The 14,771-nt window shown below is 67.9% G+C and carries 15 protein-coding genes and 1 pseudogene; 9 read left to right on the forward strand and 7 right to left on the reverse strand.

The window, feature by feature from the left end:
• The first annotated feature begins 19 nt into the window (after positions 1 to 19).
• Together GOAMR_RS20055 and GOAMR_RS20060 are read left to right on the forward strand one after the other, a co-directional pair.
• Positions 20 to 1,624, forward strand: coding sequence for an N-acyl-D-amino-acid deacylase family protein (locus tag GOAMR_RS20055; RefSeq protein ID WP_005192316.1), 1,605 nt, complete (start codon positions 20 to 22; stop codon positions 1,622 to 1,624).
• A complete protein-coding gene (locus GOAMR_RS20060) occupies positions 1,621 to 2,802 on the forward strand; it encodes a M20/M25/M40 family metallo-hydrolase (protein WP_005192318.1) in 1,182 nt (393 codons plus the stop codon). The genes GOAMR_RS20055 and GOAMR_RS20060 overlap by 4 nt, the downstream gene beginning before the upstream one ends.
• Positions 2,803 to 2,806: 4 nt before the next feature.
• Here the strand turns inward: GOAMR_RS20060 and GOAMR_RS23860 are convergent, their stop codons facing one another.
• A complete protein-coding gene (locus GOAMR_RS23860; RefSeq protein ID WP_005192319.1) occupies positions 2,807 to 3,586 on the reverse strand; it encodes a GntR family transcriptional regulator in 780 nt (259 codons plus the stop codon).
• A 150-nt stretch (positions 3,587 to 3,736) separates the two neighbouring features.
• On the opposite strand from GOAMR_RS23860, the gene GOAMR_RS20070 reads away from it, so the two are divergent.
• From GOAMR_RS20070 to GOAMR_RS20095, 6 genes are all read left to right on the forward strand, one after another.
• The gene (locus GOAMR_RS20070; protein WP_005192321.1) at positions 3,737 to 4,858 is read left to right on the forward strand and encodes a diaminopropionate ammonia-lyase; all 1,122 of its coding nucleotides are present in this window, start codon (positions 3,737 to 3,739) and stop codon (positions 4,856 to 4,858) included.
• The gene (locus GOAMR_RS20075) at positions 4,855 to 6,132 is read left to right on the forward strand and encodes a Zn-dependent hydrolase (RefSeq protein ID WP_005192323.1); all 1,278 of its coding nucleotides are present in this window, start codon (positions 4,855 to 4,857) and stop codon (positions 6,130 to 6,132) included. The genes GOAMR_RS20070 and GOAMR_RS20075 overlap by 4 nt, the downstream gene beginning before the upstream one ends.
• A 50-nt stretch (positions 6,133 to 6,182) precedes the next feature.
• Positions 6,183 to 6,926 (forward strand): ABC transporter ATP-binding protein, encoded by a 744-nt coding sequence (locus GOAMR_RS20080; RefSeq protein WP_050942821.1) that lies wholly within the window; start codon positions 6,183 to 6,185, stop codon positions 6,924 to 6,926.
• Positions 6,923 to 7,708 carry an ABC transporter permease gene (locus GOAMR_RS20085; RefSeq protein ID WP_005192327.1) on the forward strand — a complete coding sequence of 262 codons (786 nt, stop codon included), beginning with the start codon at positions 6,923 to 6,925 and terminating at the stop codon, positions 7,706 to 7,708. Before GOAMR_RS20080 ends, GOAMR_RS20085 begins: the two co-directional genes overlap by 4 nt.
• A gap of 53 nt (positions 7,709 to 7,761) precedes the next feature.
• Positions 7,762 to 8,298, forward strand: coding sequence for a TetR/AcrR family transcriptional regulator (locus tag GOAMR_RS20090; protein ID WP_244427463.1), 537 nt, complete (start codon positions 7,762 to 7,764; stop codon positions 8,296 to 8,298).
• 153 nt (positions 8,299 to 8,451) lie between these two features.
• Positions 8,452 to 9,510 carry a zinc-dependent alcohol dehydrogenase family protein gene (locus GOAMR_RS20095; protein WP_005192330.1) on the forward strand — a complete coding sequence of 353 codons (1,059 nt, stop codon included), beginning with the start codon at positions 8,452 to 8,454 and terminating at the stop codon, positions 9,508 to 9,510.
• An 82-nt stretch (positions 9,511 to 9,592) separates the two neighbouring features.
• Here GOAMR_RS20095 and GOAMR_RS20100 read toward each other — a convergent pair whose 3' ends face one another.
• From GOAMR_RS20100 to GOAMR_RS20120, 5 genes are all read right to left on the reverse strand, one after another.
• Positions 9,593 to 10,375, reverse strand: coding sequence for an SHOCT domain-containing protein (locus GOAMR_RS20100; protein WP_005192332.1), 783 nt, complete (start codon positions 10,373 to 10,375; stop codon positions 9,593 to 9,595).
• Positions 10,376 to 10,481: 106 nt separating this feature from the next.
• Positions 10,482 to 11,255 (reverse strand): SDR family oxidoreductase, encoded by a 774-nt coding sequence (locus GOAMR_RS20105; protein WP_005192334.1) that lies wholly within the window; start codon positions 11,253 to 11,255, stop codon positions 10,482 to 10,484.
• An 81-nt stretch (positions 11,256 to 11,336) separates the two neighbouring features.
• Positions 11,337 to 12,173 carry a hypothetical protein gene (locus tag GOAMR_RS20110; RefSeq protein WP_005192335.1) on the reverse strand — a complete coding sequence of 279 codons (837 nt, stop codon included), beginning with the start codon at positions 12,171 to 12,173 and terminating at the stop codon, positions 11,337 to 11,339.
• A 180-nt stretch (positions 12,174 to 12,353) separates the two neighbouring features.
• On the reverse strand, positions 12,354 to 13,028 hold the full coding sequence (locus GOAMR_RS20115; protein ID WP_005192336.1) for an LGFP repeat-containing protein: 675 nt from the start codon (positions 13,026 to 13,028) through the stop codon (positions 12,354 to 12,356).
• A gap of 171 nt (positions 13,029 to 13,199) precedes the next feature.
• On the reverse strand, positions 13,200 to 13,574 hold the full coding sequence (locus tag GOAMR_RS20120) for a cupin domain-containing protein (RefSeq protein WP_005192338.1): 375 nt from the start codon (positions 13,572 to 13,574) through the stop codon (positions 13,200 to 13,202).
• A 65-nt stretch (positions 13,575 to 13,639) separates the two neighbouring features.
• Between GOAMR_RS20120 and GOAMR_RS20125 the strand changes: the two genes are divergently transcribed.
• Positions 13,640 to 14,092 carry a MarR family winged helix-turn-helix transcriptional regulator gene (locus tag GOAMR_RS20125; RefSeq protein WP_005192340.1) on the forward strand — a complete coding sequence of 151 codons (453 nt, stop codon included), beginning with the start codon at positions 13,640 to 13,642 and terminating at the stop codon, positions 14,090 to 14,092.
• Positions 14,093 to 14,165: 73 nt separating this feature from the next.
• Here the strand turns inward: GOAMR_RS20125 and GOAMR_RS20130 are convergent.
• A pseudogene (locus GOAMR_RS20130) lies at positions 14,166 to 14,771 on the reverse strand (dimethylaniline monooxygenase); the annotation flags it as partial.

Raw genomic sequence — 14,771 nt, forward strand, 5'->3', positions numbered from 1 at the left:
CAAGTAGGCAGGTGATGGCATGGACGCTGCTCTGGCGATCCGCAACGCCGATGTCGTGTCCGTCGACGGGGTGCGGCGCGCCGATGTCCTGGTGGACGACGGGCTGATCACCGCGGTGGGCCCGGACCTGAGCATCGGCTCGGCGGCCCGCACCGTCGACGCGTCGGGCAGGCTGCTGTGCCCCGGTTTCATCGACCTCCACGCGCATTCGGCATTGCGGCCGTTCGACGACCCGCTGCTCGGAGCGAAGGTCGGCCAGGGCTTCACCACCGAACTGATCTGCCCCGACGGACTCGGGCCGGCCCCGCTGACCGACGCGACTGTCGGCACCCGGCGGCGCTACCTGCAGGGTCTGGAGCCGAGTGACGCCGCCACCTGGGAATGGCGCTCGATGCAGAGCTATCTCGACGCCCTGCAGGCGGCCCGGCCGTCGGCGAACATGGCGGCCTGCGTGCCGCACAGCGCGGTCCGGGAGTCGGTGATGGGCAACGCCAACCGCGCCCCCGACCGCCGCGAGATGTCGGCGATGAAGGATCTGGTCGCCGAATCCCTCGGTGCCGGGGCGCGGGCGGTGTCATTCGGCATGATCTACGCGCCCGGCCTCTACGCTGGCACCGACGAACTGCGCCGGCTCGCCGAGACCGCAGCCGAATACGGTGTGCCACTCGTCCCGCACGTGCGCAACGAGGCGGCCGGGGTCATCGACTCCATCTCGGAGTTCGTGCGCGTCTGCGAGCAGACCGGCGCGCACCTGCACGTCTCCCACGTCAAACTCGTCGGGGTGCCGCACCTGCTGTCGGATCTGCTTCACACGCTCTCGTCGGCGCAGGACCGCATCCGCCTCACCTGCGATCAGTACCCGTACGGCGCGGGCAGCACCCTGCTGTCGGCGCTGCTGCCCGGCTACGCCTTCGACGGCGGACCGCAGGCCACTCTCGAACGGGTCCGGGACCGGGCCGAACGCGAACGCATGGCCCGCGACATGTACGCCGGACTACCCAACTGGGAGAACCTGTTCGGGGCGTGCGGACCCGACAACATCGTCATCACCCAGGCCGGCGGTGAACGCGGCGACGCCGTGTCCAAGACCGTCGCGCAGGTCGCCGAGGACGCCGGTACCGACCCGGCGTTCGCGGTCCTCGACCTCCTGAGCGACACCGAACTCGACGCCTGCATGATCGATCACTACTCCACGGAAAAGGTTGTCCGCGAGATCTTCTCGTCGTCGGGTGCGCTCGTCGGGTCCGACGGCGTGTTCAATCCGCACCCGCATCCGCGGCTGTACGGCACCGCACCCCGCGCTCTCGGGCGATACGCGTTGCGCGAGAAGCTGATCACCGTGCCGGAGGCGATCCGCCGCCTCAGTACCGGCCCGGCCGGTGTGCTCGGTCTCGACGACCGCGGCGAGATCGCCGTAGGAAAGCGGGCCGATCTGGTCCTGATCGACCCGGCACGCTATGTCGACACCGCCACGTACGACGAACCGCATCAGGGGCCGCCCGGTGTCGAGCTGGTCACCGTGGGCGGAACCGCGGTGTGGGACAACGGTAGTCATACCGGTGCCCGGCCGGGCGCGGTGTCCGGGGCGCAGAGCCGCATCGACCGGGCGGGGGACCACCGGTGATCGGCGGCGCGCCCACGACGGTGCAGGCCGACGTCGTCGCGAGCACCCTCAGGCTTGTCGCCGCGACCAGCGTCTCGCCGGCGGCCGAACCCGCTGCCAAGGCTCTCGCATGCATCCTCGACGCCCACGGCTTCACCGTCACCGTGGACGACTGGGGAAACACCATGGGCCACCTCGATTTCGGCCCCGGTCCGACGGTTCTGTTCGATGCCCACGTCGACACCGTGGAGGTCGGGGACCTCTCGCGCTGGACCCACGACCCGGCCGGCGAGGTGGTCGGTGACCGGATCGTCGGCCGTGGTGTCGTCGACACCAAAGGCCCACTGGCGGCGGCGATCACCGCCGCCCACGGCCTGGCCGGGCACCCTGGGTTCTGCGGCAGACTCGTCATCTCGGGCTCGGTCGACGAGGAACTCGCCGAGGGGCCGTCGCTGGGCCGCATCCTCGATCAGGTCACCCCCGACGTCGTGGTGATCGGGGAGCCGTCGGCGGGCACGCTGCGCATCGGCCAGCGCGGCCGCGCCGAGGTCGAGGTCGAGATCATCGGCACCGCATCACATTCGGCGTTCCCGGAGGCGGGGATCAACGCCGTGGAGGTGATGGCAGAGGCGATCATCGCGCTGCGCGGGCTGCCGCTGAAACAGGATCCACATTTCGGTGCCGGGCTGCTCACCCTGGTCAGCATCCGGTCCGAACCGTATCCGAGCCAGTCGACGGTCCCGTCGCGATGCGTCGCGGTGTTCGATCGCCGCACGGTCGTCGGCGAATCCGATCTGTCGATCCTCGAGGAGATCCGTGCCGTCGTCGAGCCGGTCGCACGCGCGCACGGGGCGGGCTCCGATATCAGGCCGGCGCGGGCACGCTGGCGGACCTGGCGCGGACACGACGTCGACGTCCCCGTCTACGCACCGGCGTGGTTTCAGGATCCGGAACAGTGGCCGGTCGCCGACGTGCTCGCGGCCTTGCGCCGCAACGACTCCGGGGCGAGGACCGGCACGTGGCAGTTCTGCACCCACGGCTCCGAAAGCGCGGGCAGGCGAGGCATTCCCACCGTCGGATTCGGCCCCGGCGATCCGGGTCAGGCGCACACCGCCGACGAGTCGATGTCACTGGCCGAACTGTGCGCCGGTGTCGAGGGTTACCGCGCCATCTTCGCGGCGTTGCTGGCGGAGCGGTGAGATGTCAGTTCTCGCGGCGGCGCCGCAGTTGAAAGGTGAACGCATCGGGGGCCAGCCAGGCCTCGCTGCGGTTGATGATGCGGCCCGACTCGGCGCGGGTCAGCTCGCTGATCTGGAGCAATGGGACGTGGGCGCAGCCGAAACGGTCGGCCATCTCGGGGTCGGCGATCACCGGGATGATGGTGCAGTCCGAGTACGCGGCGCTGTCGAGGTCCAGCAGCACATCAAGCACCGACCCCTTGAACGACTGGCGGATCTCGTCGGTGCTGAGTACCTCGTCGGGCACGTAGTCGACGATCCACGCGACCACCCGGCCGTCGATCAGTTTGGTGCGGCTCACGCGGGTGAAACCCGTTGCCCCGGAGCTGTCCGCACCCTCGAAGACCTCGCAGTGTTTGTCGTCGCCGGGGGCGAGGTGGACGATCTCCAGCTCGCCGGTGTCGATGGGGCGCCCCGAGTCGGATGCGAAGGTGTCGAACGAGACCAGCCGGTCCAGACCCGAACGGATGGCCTCGGGCCGAGGCAGCACCCACGAGCCGGAGCCGCGCACGATGCGGATGTAACCGGCGTCCTTGAGTCCTTGCATCGCGGTCCGGATGGTGACCCGCGAGGCGCCGAAGATCTCGCACAGCTCGTTCTCCGACGGCATCTTGTCGCCCGGGCGCAACTTCCCGGACAGAATGAACTCGCGCAGGATGGTGTCCCGGATCTCCGACTGCAGCGGGCGCCGCGCCCTGATGCGGGAGATGTCTCTGCTGACAGGCGGCTTCGTTCCTGCGGACATCTGGGCCCTCCCTGTGCGCGCCGGAGTGAACCTGAAGGCTGTTCACAACTACCTGGAATCGAAGACTAGCAGACTACCAGGTGATTGGTATCGTGCTAGTTGTCAGACAAGTTAGTTCGCTGCCCACGCTGAATCGTGAAGGAGCCCGCAGTGCCTGAACCCCGTGTCGTAACCAACGCGATGTGTGCGCCGGCCCGGGTGGGTGCGCTGTCCGCCGAGCCCGCACGGTTCCACCGGACCCTCCCGGGATACGCGGCGACCCCGCTGACCGCCGCGCCAGCGGCCGCCCGCGTTCTGGGTGCATCGTCGGTGCTGGTCAAGGACGAGTCCGCGCGCCTGGGCATGCCGTCGTTCAAGGTGCTCGGCGCGTCCTGGGCCACCTACCGCGTACTCCTGGCTCACCTGGGTGCCACGCAGGAGGAGATCCCCACGCTGGACGCGCTGGCCGGCCGCCTCGCGGGCTCCGGCCTGCGGCTCTGCGCCGCCACCGACGGCAATCACGGCCGCGCCGTCGCCCGCATGGCGGGGCTGCTCGGCCTCGACGCGATCATCCTGGTGCCTGGTGACATGGTGGCCGAACGCATCGCGGCCATCCGGAGCGAGGGCGCCGAGGTGCAGGTCGTGGACGGCGGCTACGACGACGCCATCGCCGCGAGCGCCGCGCTCGCCTCCGACACCACCCTGGTCGTCTCCGACACCTCGTGGGAGGGCTACACCGAACCGCCTGCCTGGGTCATCGAGGGCTATTCGACGATGATGGGCGAGGTACTCGACCAGTACCGCGCACAGGGGCTGACCCCGCCGACGGTGGTGGCCGCCCAGATCGGAGTCGGTGCGTTCGCGGCCGCCGTCGCGCGCGCGTTCGCCGGCAATCCGCAGACCCGCCTCGTCGGCGTCGAGCCGACCGACGCCGACTGCGTGGCCGTCAGCATCGAACGCGGTGAGGTGAGCACCATCCCCGGTCCGCAACTGTCGATGATGGCCGGACTCAACTGCGGCACACCGTCTCTCATCGCCTGGCCGGACATGTCCGCCGGCTTCGGCACCTTCGTGACCATCACCGACGACCAGGTCGCCGACGCGATGCGGCTGCTCGCCGCCGACGGCATCGTCTCCGGAGAAAGTGGTGCGGCCGGACTCGGCGGGCTGCTGGCGCACCGGGATGCGCTGGGTATCAACGAGTCCGACTCGGTTCTGGTGATCTCCACCGAGGGTGCCACCGACCCGGCCAACTACCGCGCCATCGTCGGCGTGCAAGCGGGTCCGGCATGAGCGCCGCACCGGACGACACCGCGGTGCTGCGGGTCGACTCCGACCGGCTCTGGAGTTCACTGAGCGAGCTGGGATCGGTTGGTGCCTACCATGATTCGGATACCGATCTCGAGGGTGTGCGCAGGCTCGCCCTCACCGACGAGGACATCACCGGCCGCGAACTCGTCCTCGGCTGGATGCGGGAGGCCGGTCTGAGCATCCGGATGGACGCCGTCGGCAATGTGTACGCTCGCCGCGCCGGACTCGACGACTCCCTCGCGCCGGTCCTCGTCGGCAGTCACATCGATTCGGTGGCCACCGCCGGCCGCTTCGACGGCTGCCTCGGTGTGCTCGGCGGCCTGGAGGTGGTGCGTACCCTCAACGACCACGGCGTGAGCACCAGGCGCCCGTTCGAGGTGGCGATCTTCACCGAGGAGGAAGGCGCGAGATTCGGCACCGATATGCTCGGCAGCGCCACCGCCGCCGGCCGTATTTCGTTGGCGCAGGCCCGCTCCCGAGCCGACCGCGATGGGGTGAGTGTGGGTGCCGAACTCGACCGGCGCGGCCTCGTCGGCGACCAGGTGGTGCCGATGCCCGCACGTCCCCACGCCTATCTGGAATGCCACATCGAGCAGGGCCCGATCCTCGCCGAACACGGCACCGACATCGGTGTGGTGCGCGGCGTGCAGGCCATCACCTGGCTGGAACTGGAGATCTCGGGCCGTGCCGCCCACGCCGGTGCCACCCCCAACGCGCTGCGCCGCGACGCCGAACTGGCCGCCGCCCTCATCCGGGTACGCCTCGACGAGATGGTGACCTCCGGAGACTACGGCGTCATGCTGGCCACGGTCGGCCGCCACGAGACGACGCCGAACCTCGTCAACATCGTGCCGTCGCACGTGCTGATGACGGTCGACCTGCGTAACCACGACGGCGACGCCATGGACCGCGCGACGATCGACCTGCACGAGTACCTGCGCGCCGTCGAGGAGCGCACCGGCACCACCATCTCGGTCGCCGTCACCGCGCAGACTCCGCCCGTGCACTTCCCGCCGCAGATGCGGGACCGGGTGGCCAAGGCCGCCGCCGGGCTCGGGCTCAGCAGCGAGGAGATCACCTCCGGTGCGGGTCACGACGCCGGCGAGATCGCCGCGCTGTGTCCGGCCGGCATGGTGTTCGTGCCCGGACTCTACGACGGCATCAGCCACAACCCGCGCGAGTACTCGACCCCCGAGGCCTGCGCCGACGGCATCAACGTGCTGCTGCACGCGGTGCTCGGCCTGCTGGAGGACTGAGAACCACCCCTTGACGTGGCCGTCGCCACGCGTGAATAATTCACCACATGATGAATTCATCGGGCGGTGAGTTATCGCGGCGGGGGTCGTCGGCGATCCGGTGCGCGGGGGTGTCCGTCCGGCGCGGCGGCCACCCGGCGTTGCGGGACATCGGCATCGACATCCCACGCGGCGCCATCACCGGCCTGCTCGGGCCGTCGGGCTGCGGCAAGACGACGCTCCTGCGGACGATCGTCGGCACCCAGAGCCACGTCTCGGGGCAGGTCGATGTGCTCGGCCGGCCCGCGGGATCGCCGGAGCTGCGCGGCCTGGTCGGTTACGTCACGCAGGCGGCGTCGGTGTACGAGGATCTGACCGTCGCCCAGAACGTTCACTACTTCGCCACCATCTTCGGGACGAAAGACGCTGTGTCCGAATCGATCGCGGCGGTCGGCCTGGACGACAAGGCCGACGCTCAGGCGAGCGACCTGTCCGGTGGGCAGCGGAGCCGGGTCTCCCTCGCGTGCGCGCTGGTGTCCCGGCCGCAGGTGCTGATCCTCGACGAACCGACCGTCGGCCTCGATCCGGTTCTCCGTGCCGACCTGTGGCGCAGATTCCGGCGCCTCGCCGACGACGGCGTCACGCTGCTGGTGTCGAGTCACGTGATGGACGAGGCCGAACAGTGCGACAACCTGATCCTGATGCGCGAGGGCGGGCTCGTCGCCGAACTCACCCCCGACGAACTGCGCGCCCGGACCGGACACAACAATCTCGAAAAGGCATTCCTGGCACTCATCGAGGCAGGCGGGCAATGAGTATCACCGTGACACACACCAATTCAGCCGCACCCATCCATCCGGGGCTGCTCGGCGCCACCGCAGTGCGCGTGCTGCGGCAGTTGCGCGCCGATCCACGCACCCTGGTGATGATGCTGATGATCCCGACGGTCATGATGACGTTGCTGTACTTCATGTTCGACGACCTGCCCGGCGGCGCCGCCCGGTTCGACCAGTTCGCGACCCCGGTGCTCGGCATCATGCCGTTCGTGACGATGTTCCTGGTGACGTCGATAGCGATGCTGCGCGAACGCGGTTCGGGGACCCTCGAACGCCTGCTCACCACCCCCATCAGCCGGCTCGATCTGCTCGGCGGGTACGGTCTGGCGTTCTCGCTCACCGCCGCGGCGCAGGCGATCGTCGCGTGCGCGGTCACCGTCGGCCTGCTCGGCCTCACCGTGGAAGGGTCGATCTGGCTCGTCGGGCTGGTGGCGGTGCTGTCGGGGACTCTCGGCGTCGGGCTGGGGCTGCTGTGTAGTGCCTTCGCCAACAGTGAGTTTCAGGCCGTGCAGTTCATGCCCGCCGTCGTCATTCCGCAGTTGTTCGTGTGCGGACTGTTCGTGCCCCGGGCACAACTGCCGGGCTGGATGGAGGCGATCTCCGACGTCCTGCCGCTCACCTACGCCGTCGACGCCCTCAAAGAGGTGGCAGCGCACCCGGCTCCGACCGGTGCCCTGTGGCGCGATGTCGCCGTCATCGTCGCCTGGGTGATCGTGGCCCTCGCGCTGGCCGCCGCCACGCTGCGCCGGAGGACCGAATGACCGGGCGGCGCGGCGGTCGCAGGCCGGGTTCCCCCGATACCCGCGGAGCGGTATTGGCCAGCGCCCGAACCCTGTTTGCCGAGCGGGGATTTACTGGTACCTCGGTCCGCGCCGTCGCCGAGGGGGCCGGGGTGGACGCCGCCCTCGTCCATCACTACTTCGGCACCAAACGGGAACTGTTCCTGGCCGCCGTCGCCATCCCGCTCGACCCGGCGGTCGTCCTGGGGGCACTGCACTCCGTGCCCCGGGCTCAACTGGGCGAGACCGTGGTCCGCGCGGTCATCGGATTCTGGGATGGCGATCACCGGGAGGCGGGCATCGCCCTGCTACGGGCGCAACTCACCGACCCCGAGTCGACGATCCTGCGCACGTTCATCGGTGACATCATCGCGGGCGCACTCGGAGCCAACGCGGATCTCGACCCGGATACCGCTGCCACCCGGACCGCCTTGGTGGCCAGTCAGATCGGTGGAATCCTGTTGCTGCGCTACATCGTCGGCCTCGACCCGATCGCCTCGATGAGCGTCGATGAACTCGCCGCCCACATCGGCCCCACCGTCCAGCGGTATCTCACCGACCCGATGCCCTGAGCACCGCTCGGCCACCGCGGTCAGACCGGTGCGGGCCGTCTCACATTGCGACGTTCGGGCCCGGACGTATGGCCGACAATGCATCCGTCAGGCAACTGAGGGTCACAGCGGGTGCCAGCGGGCACCCACCCGGTGCGTGGAAGGAATGTGACGATGAAAGGCCTTGTCTACCATGGTCCCGGCAAGAAGGCGTGGGAAGAGGTTCCCGACCCGGTGATCCAGAAACCCACCGACGTGATCGTGAAGATCACCGCCACCACCATCTGTGGTTCAGACCTGCACATCCTCAAAGGCGACGTACCGACCGTCGATGACGGGCGGGTTCTCGGCCACGAGGGTGTCGGGGTGATCACCGAGGTCGGTTCGGCGGTGACCAATCTGGTTGTCGGTGACCGCGTCCTCATCTCGTGCATTTCCTCGTGCGGCCGGTGCGCCTACTGTCGCGACGGCGTGTACTCGCACTGCCTCGGCGAGGAAGGCGTGTCGGGGCTCGGTTGGCTGCTCGGGCACCTGATCAACGGCACCCAGGCGGAATACGTCCGCATTCCGTACGCAGAAACCTCGCTGTACAAGCTGCCCGACACCATTTCCGACGCTCAGGCGGTTCCGCTGTCGGACATCCTGCCCACCGGTAATGAGATCGGCGTACTCAACGGGCGCGTCGGAGTCGGCGACGTGGTGGCGGTGATCGGCGCCGGGCCGGTCGGCCTCGCCGCGATCATGACCGCCCAGTTGCATGGCCCGTCGAAGGTCATCGCCGTCGACCTCGATGCGCACCGCCTCGATGAATCCCGGGCGTTCGGTGCCACCGACATCGTGCAGTCCGGTGCCGACGACTGGAAGCAGCAGGTGCTCGCGCTCACCGACGGCCTCGGCGTCGACGTCTCCATCGAAGCCGTCGGGATCCCGGCGACCTTCCAGATGGCGCTGGACATCGTGCGGCCCGGCGGCACCGTCGCCAACGTCGGTGTGCACGGCGAATCGGTGACCCTGCACATCGAGGATCTGTGGATCTCGAACGTGGCGCTGACCACCGGCCTCGTCAACACCCGGACTACGCCGACGCTCCTGAAACTGGTTGAACAGCAACGTCTTGCGGCCGACAAGTTTGTCAGTCACACGTTTGCGCTGTCACAGATCGAGGAGGCCTACGATGTGTTCGGCCGAGCCGCCGAGACCAAGGCGCTGAAAGTCTTGCTCAGCGCGGACTGAGCAAGGATCGTCCGAAATAGCGTCTCGCGAGGGCATATATCGCCCTTGCCAGACGCTATTTCGGACGAAACTCGCGAAGCCGTCACAGCCGGCCGAGCAGCTCCGCCTTCTTGGCCGCGAACTCCTCGTCGGTGAGGATGCCCCGCTGATGCAGTCCCGCGAGGGACTCGATCGCGGCGAAGATGTCCTCGGACCCACCCGAAGGGTCGGGAGCGGGGGCCACCGGTTCGGCGACAGACTGCGGCGCGGGCTCCATGTACGGCTCGGGCGCGGGTGCGGCGACGGGTGTTGCCGCCACCTGTCCGCCGGTCAGCTCCACCAGGCTGGTGGTGTCGAAGGTGCCGAACTGACTGGTGAACGACACCGTGCCGGCCAGGCCACCCTGCTGTTGCTGGACACCGCCGATCTGATGCTGACCGGTGTCGTACACCCTTGTGACACCGCCGGATTCGACGGCCAGGCGGGCGGTGGCCGGGAAGATCGCGTAGCGCACCCCGTTCTGCGCGCCCGTCGAACTGGGTACCCCGAGGTCGGCGGGCCACCAGTTGTTGGCGGTGAAACCACCGACAGGCGAGGTGGCCGCCGGCGGGAACACGACGGTGGTGGCCAGCAACTGCGACAGCTCATTGCACAGACTGTCGACGCGCGCCTTGAGGGCGTTGTCGAACATGTTGCCCACCATGGTCATTCCGCCACGCATCCACTGTCCGGAACCGCCGAGTTCGGGGATGGAGAACTGCGCCATGGTGCCGCCGCCCGAGTTGACGGAGTACAGCATGGCCACCACCGCGTCGGTGGACAGCCCGTACCGTCCGGCGATGTCGCTGACCGACTGCTCGGCTTCGGGGGTGAGTGCGGCGGTCATGGGTGGCCTCTTTCGATGGCGAACAGGAACCCACCCATTCTAGAAGCCGACGTGTCCCGCCTGCCGAGTGACGGCAGCCGGGGCATGCGGTGCTTCGGGGAAGGACTCAGCGGGCGATGTTGACGCCGCCGTCGACGGTGATCGTCGATCCGACGACGTAGTCGCCGGCGCGGGAAGCCAGGTAGATCGCGGCCGCGGCCATGTCCTCGGGTACCCCGACACGGCGTGACGGGATGTGGTCGGCGACCAGGTCGGCGTGGTCGCGGGCCTCCTTGTTCATATTGGAGGCGAATGCGCCGGGTGCGATGGCGCTGACGATGATGCCCTCGGGTGCCAGCTTCACGGCCATCCGCTTGGTGAGGTGGATCAGGCCCGCCTTGCTGGCGTGGTAGGAGTAGGTCTCCATCGGGTTGAGCGACTGGCCGTCGATGGAGGCGATGTTGATCACCTTGGCCAGGCGTCCGCCCGCGGCGCCGGCGAGCAGCAGCGGCTTGAGTTGCTGGGTGAGGAAGAACGGTGCCTTCACGTTCACGTCCATCACCTTGTCCCAGCCGCTCTCGGGGAACTCGTCGAATCCGGCGCCCCACGCCGCGCCGGCGTTGTTGACCAGGATGTCGAGGGACTGCTCGTGCGCCGAGTAGGCCTTGACCAGTTCGGCGATGCCCTCGGTGGTGGACACGTCTACCGGCAGCGACACGCACGTGCCGAGCGCCGACAGTTCCTTGGCAGTCTCGTCGCAGGCCGCGGCCTTGCGGGCGGTGATGTAGACACGGGCGCCCTGACGCAGCAGCCCTTCGGCGATCATCTTGCCGATGCCGCGCGATCCGCCGGTGACCAGCGCGGTGCGGCCTTCGAGCGAGAAGAGCGTTGACGTATCCATAGGGGGTATCCTTCCGCCTTACTTGAACCTCATTTCAAGTTAGCGGACGGATACCCCCTGGCAAAACCCCGGTGTTGAGGATTACTTGACCTCGGCGACCTTCTTGCCGGTGTAGTCGGCGACCTTGGTGCAGACTTCCTTGTTGTCCGGGGCGCAGAGCATGATCCAGTCGCCGTCGGACACCGAGGTGAAGCCGTTCAGGTCGGCGCCGCCCTTCTTGGCCTCGTTCTTCAGGTCGCTCAGGCTGTTGCCGAAGGCGAGCAGGGCGTCGTCACATTCGACAGCCGAACCCTTGCTGACATCGTCGGTCTTCTCGCCGCAGGTGATGTCGAGGTGGTCGAGGGCGGCGCTAGCCTGGTCGGTGTCCTTCCAGCCGTTGTACTTGTTCATCTGCTTCGCCAGGTCGCGGTCGGAGGTGTACGTCCAGCCGTTCTCCTTGGCGATAGTGACGCACTGCGCATCGCTCTTCAGAGCCGAGCACGATCCGACGAAGTCGTTGTTCTCCAGGATGCCGCTGCGGCCGTTGTCGTAGGTCAGTTGTTCGAGAAGCTTTTCGTCGTCGACCTTCTCGTACTGGATCTTTTCTTCCCACTTGCGCGCCGCCTCGATGGCGTTGGGCACATCCTTCTTGAGGTTGAGCCGGACGTCGAGGCCATCGGGGCCTTCGGTGCATTCGAGTTCGACGACCGAGTCGCCGTCGAAGACGGTCGGCCCCATGCACTTGAGTCCCTTGGCGGACAGCACCTTTGATGCCGATTCCAGCGAGGCCTTGCCGTCGCCCGAGGACTGGGCGGTGTCGGATTTGCCGGAACCCGATGCCGAGGAGCCGGAATCGTCGCTGCCACAAGCGGACAGCGATGCGGCCAGGATCAGGCCGAGTCCCAGCGGGACCACTGCCTTCCGGAAACGTGACGCCATTTCGTATACCTCCCGTAACTGTCAACGAAAATAGGCGTTTGCGTTCTTATCATGTCTAAGGAGTGCCGTGCTATTCCGGCATTTCGGGTGCATCGACAAATATGGGCGCGAAACACCCAGCCCCACTACGTTTTTACGGAGTGGGGCTGGGAGTGTGAGTTGTGTGGAGTTCCGGGCGGATTACTTCGCCGGAACGACCTTGTCCTTGACGGTCACCTCGGTGGTGTCGGTCTTCGGATCCCAGGTGATCTTGCCGTTCTCGAAGGTCGACTGCTTGAGGCCGCCCTCGTCGGTCTCGTCGCTGGTCGGGGCGCCGAGCGGGCCGCTCGAGCCGCCCTTGCCCGACTCGGACGGGGCGCCGGTGTCGTCGCGCTTGACGTTCCAGGCGTCGCGGATCTTGCCCCACGTGATGTAGGCGGTGTCGCCCTTGGACGAGATCACGCCGCCGTCGAACTGCTGGAAGGTCATCCCGTTCTCGCTGGTGCCGGAGGCGTCGGCGCCGGTCAGCGGCTTGCCGAGGTCGGTCTTCTGCTTGTCGGTGGCCGCGTTGTACTTGCCCGCGATGGCGCCGGTGAGGCTGACCTCGGTGCCGTCGGCGGCGGGCAGCTTCACGTCGCCGCCGGGGGCGTTGGCGTCACCGGAAGCGTCGGTGGATGCGTCCGCGCCCGCGTCGGTGGATGCGCCCGCACCGGCGTCGGTGGAGGCGCCCGCGCCGGCGTCCGTGGACACCGACACCGACGAGGTGGCCGACGACGAGGCGTTGTCGTCATCGTCGTCGCTGCACCCCGCGACGATCAGCGTGGTGGCGGCTATCGCGGCAGCGGCAGCGGCGGAACGTCGAAAGACCTGATGCATGAAATCCCCTACGTGTATTTCGGTCGATCTGATGGTCGTGTCTGCGCGGCTGCGCAAACCCTCGGATATGTTACTTCAGCAAATCGAATAATTGGAGATATCAAATCCCGGCGTTTTGTGCTATACCGTGCCGGCGGGTTCCGCGGCGCAGGGGGCGGCGGGGGTCCGTTGCTACAACGTCCAGGGCGGCACGATCCGGTCACCCGCCGGGGTGGACGCGGTCAGGCCGACCACGGTGGTCACCCAGAGTTGCGCTTCCTCATCGGCGTCGTTGTCGAGCCGGACGCTGCTGCCCGCCGGCACGAAGACCACCGATCCCGGCGCGAGCCGCGTCGGCGTGCCGTCGAGGGTCATCGTGGGGGTGCCGGCGAGCACCAGAAACACCTCCTCGTGGTTGACGATGTGCGGCTGACCTGTGGTTCCGGGTGCGACGGTGGTCCGCCAGGCGCACAGCTCGGCGCTGCCGGCCGACGGTGCGACGACGGACTCGAAACGCGCGCCGTGTAGCTGAAACGGGCGGGCGTCGGCCATGGTGAAAACGGGCATAGGAAAAACCTCCGAACCAGATAGTCAGTTGAACTGACTATAATTAAGTCAGTTAGGCTGTCTATATGTCAAGGGATACCGTTCGGGCGGAGGACCTGTCGCTGCTGCTGATGCGGGCGAGTTCGGCTGTCGCCGAACAGATCAACAGCGCTGTCGTCGCGGCAGGGCACCCGGGACTGCGGCCGGTGCACGGTCTGGTGTTCGCGCGGATCTCCGGCGCCGGCGCGTCGATCAATCAGATCGCCGAACATCTCGGCATCACCAAACAGTCGGCGTCGGCCATCGTCGAGACACTCACCCGCGACGGCTACGTGCGGCGCGGACCCGATCCCGCGGACCGCCGGGCATCGATCGTCGAACTCACCGGCAAAGGGCGCGAGGTGACCCTGGCCGCGTCGCGGGCGGCGGCGCGGGAGGTTGCCCGTATCGACAGCCGGTGGGGTGCGGACGCGCTGCGCACACTGACCGGAATGCTCGACGACCTGGCAGGCGACGGCACGCCCCGACCGGTCTGGTGAGCGCCCGCACAACACGACGACCGGCCCGGACATTGTCCGGACCGGCCGCGCGGTGACCTGAGGTGTCGGGCGACTACATGATGTCGCGCGGATGCATCCGCTTCGGTGCGCACTGCAGCACCGACATGTCCCAGGCGACGAACCGCCGGTTCTCCACCGGCTCGGAGTAGAGGTCGTCGACGGCGGCCTTGCCGAGGTTGTGCGGCCCGACGATCCGGTAGCACGACTGGTTGAAGCTGCCGAACCACACCTGAATGAACAGCTTCGGGTTGAGCACCAGCTTCCACCAGGGCAACAGGCAGCCGATCTCGCGGGCCAGTTCGTCCATGTACACCACCTGCGACGGGATGGCCTCGGTGTGCCGGGGGCTGAGCTCGGTGAAGTGCTCCTCCCAGGCCTTCTCCCGCGCGATGCGTTCGTCGAGATCGGCGGGCACCGAAAGCTTCCCACTCAGCACCCGGGCAAAGTAGCGGGCCTGCATCTCGGCGCAGATCGGCACCCCGCCCGAGAACGGCCGGGTGAGCCCGATGACGGCGGCCGTCCCGTCGTGGTCGGGATGCAGGAAGTGCTTGTACAGGTTGCGGACGTTCGCGTCCTTGACCGAAAGATCGCCCAGGAACTGCTCTTTGCGGCGATAGCCGGTGCACAGCAGGACCGCGTCGTACTCCTGCGACGTGCC

It is taken from the genome of Gordonia amarae NBRC 15530, from assembly GCF_000241345.1.
Lineage (GTDB): Bacteria > Actinomycetota > Actinomycetes > Mycobacteriales > Mycobacteriaceae > Gordonia > Gordonia amarae.

Coding starts and splice junctions, on each gene's coding strand:
- GOAMR_RS20115 (WP_005192336.1), bottom strand. CDS start 13,028: ATGCATCAGGTCTTTCGACGTTCCGCCGCTGCCGCTGCCGCGATAGCC.
- GOAMR_RS20095 (WP_005192330.1), top strand. CDS start 8,452: ATGAAAGGCCTTGTCTACCATGGTCCCGGCAAGAAGGCGTGGGAAGAG.
- GOAMR_RS20125 (WP_005192340.1), top strand. CDS start 13,640: ATGTCAAGGGATACCGTTCGGGCGGAGGACCTGTCGCTGCTGCTGATG.
- GOAMR_RS20105 (WP_005192334.1), bottom strand. CDS start 11,255: ATGGATACGTCAACGCTCTTCTCGCTCGAAGGCCGCACCGCGCTGGTC.
- GOAMR_RS20055 (WP_005192316.1), top strand. CDS start 20: ATGGACGCTGCTCTGGCGATCCGCAACGCCGATGTCGTGTCCGTCGAC.
- GOAMR_RS20110 (WP_005192335.1), bottom strand. CDS start 12,173: ATGGCGTCACGTTTCCGGAAGGCAGTGGTCCCGCTGGGACTCGGCCTG.
- GOAMR_RS20075 (WP_005192323.1), top strand. CDS start 4,855: ATGAGCGCCGCACCGGACGACACCGCGGTGCTGCGGGTCGACTCCGAC.
- GOAMR_RS20085 (WP_005192327.1), top strand. CDS start 6,923: ATGAGTATCACCGTGACACACACCAATTCAGCCGCACCCATCCATCCG.
- GOAMR_RS20080 (WP_050942821.1), top strand. CDS start 6,183: ATGAATTCATCGGGCGGTGAGTTATCGCGGCGGGGGTCGTCGGCGATC.
- GOAMR_RS20120 (WP_005192338.1), bottom strand. CDS start 13,574: ATGCCCGTTTTCACCATGGCCGACGCCCGCCCGTTTCAGCTACACGGC.
- GOAMR_RS20100 (WP_005192332.1), bottom strand. CDS start 10,375: ATGACCGCCGCACTCACCCCCGAAGCCGAGCAGTCGGTCAGCGACATC.
- GOAMR_RS23860 (WP_005192319.1), bottom strand. CDS start 3,586: ATGTCCGCAGGAACGAAGCCGCCTGTCAGCAGAGACATCTCCCGCATC.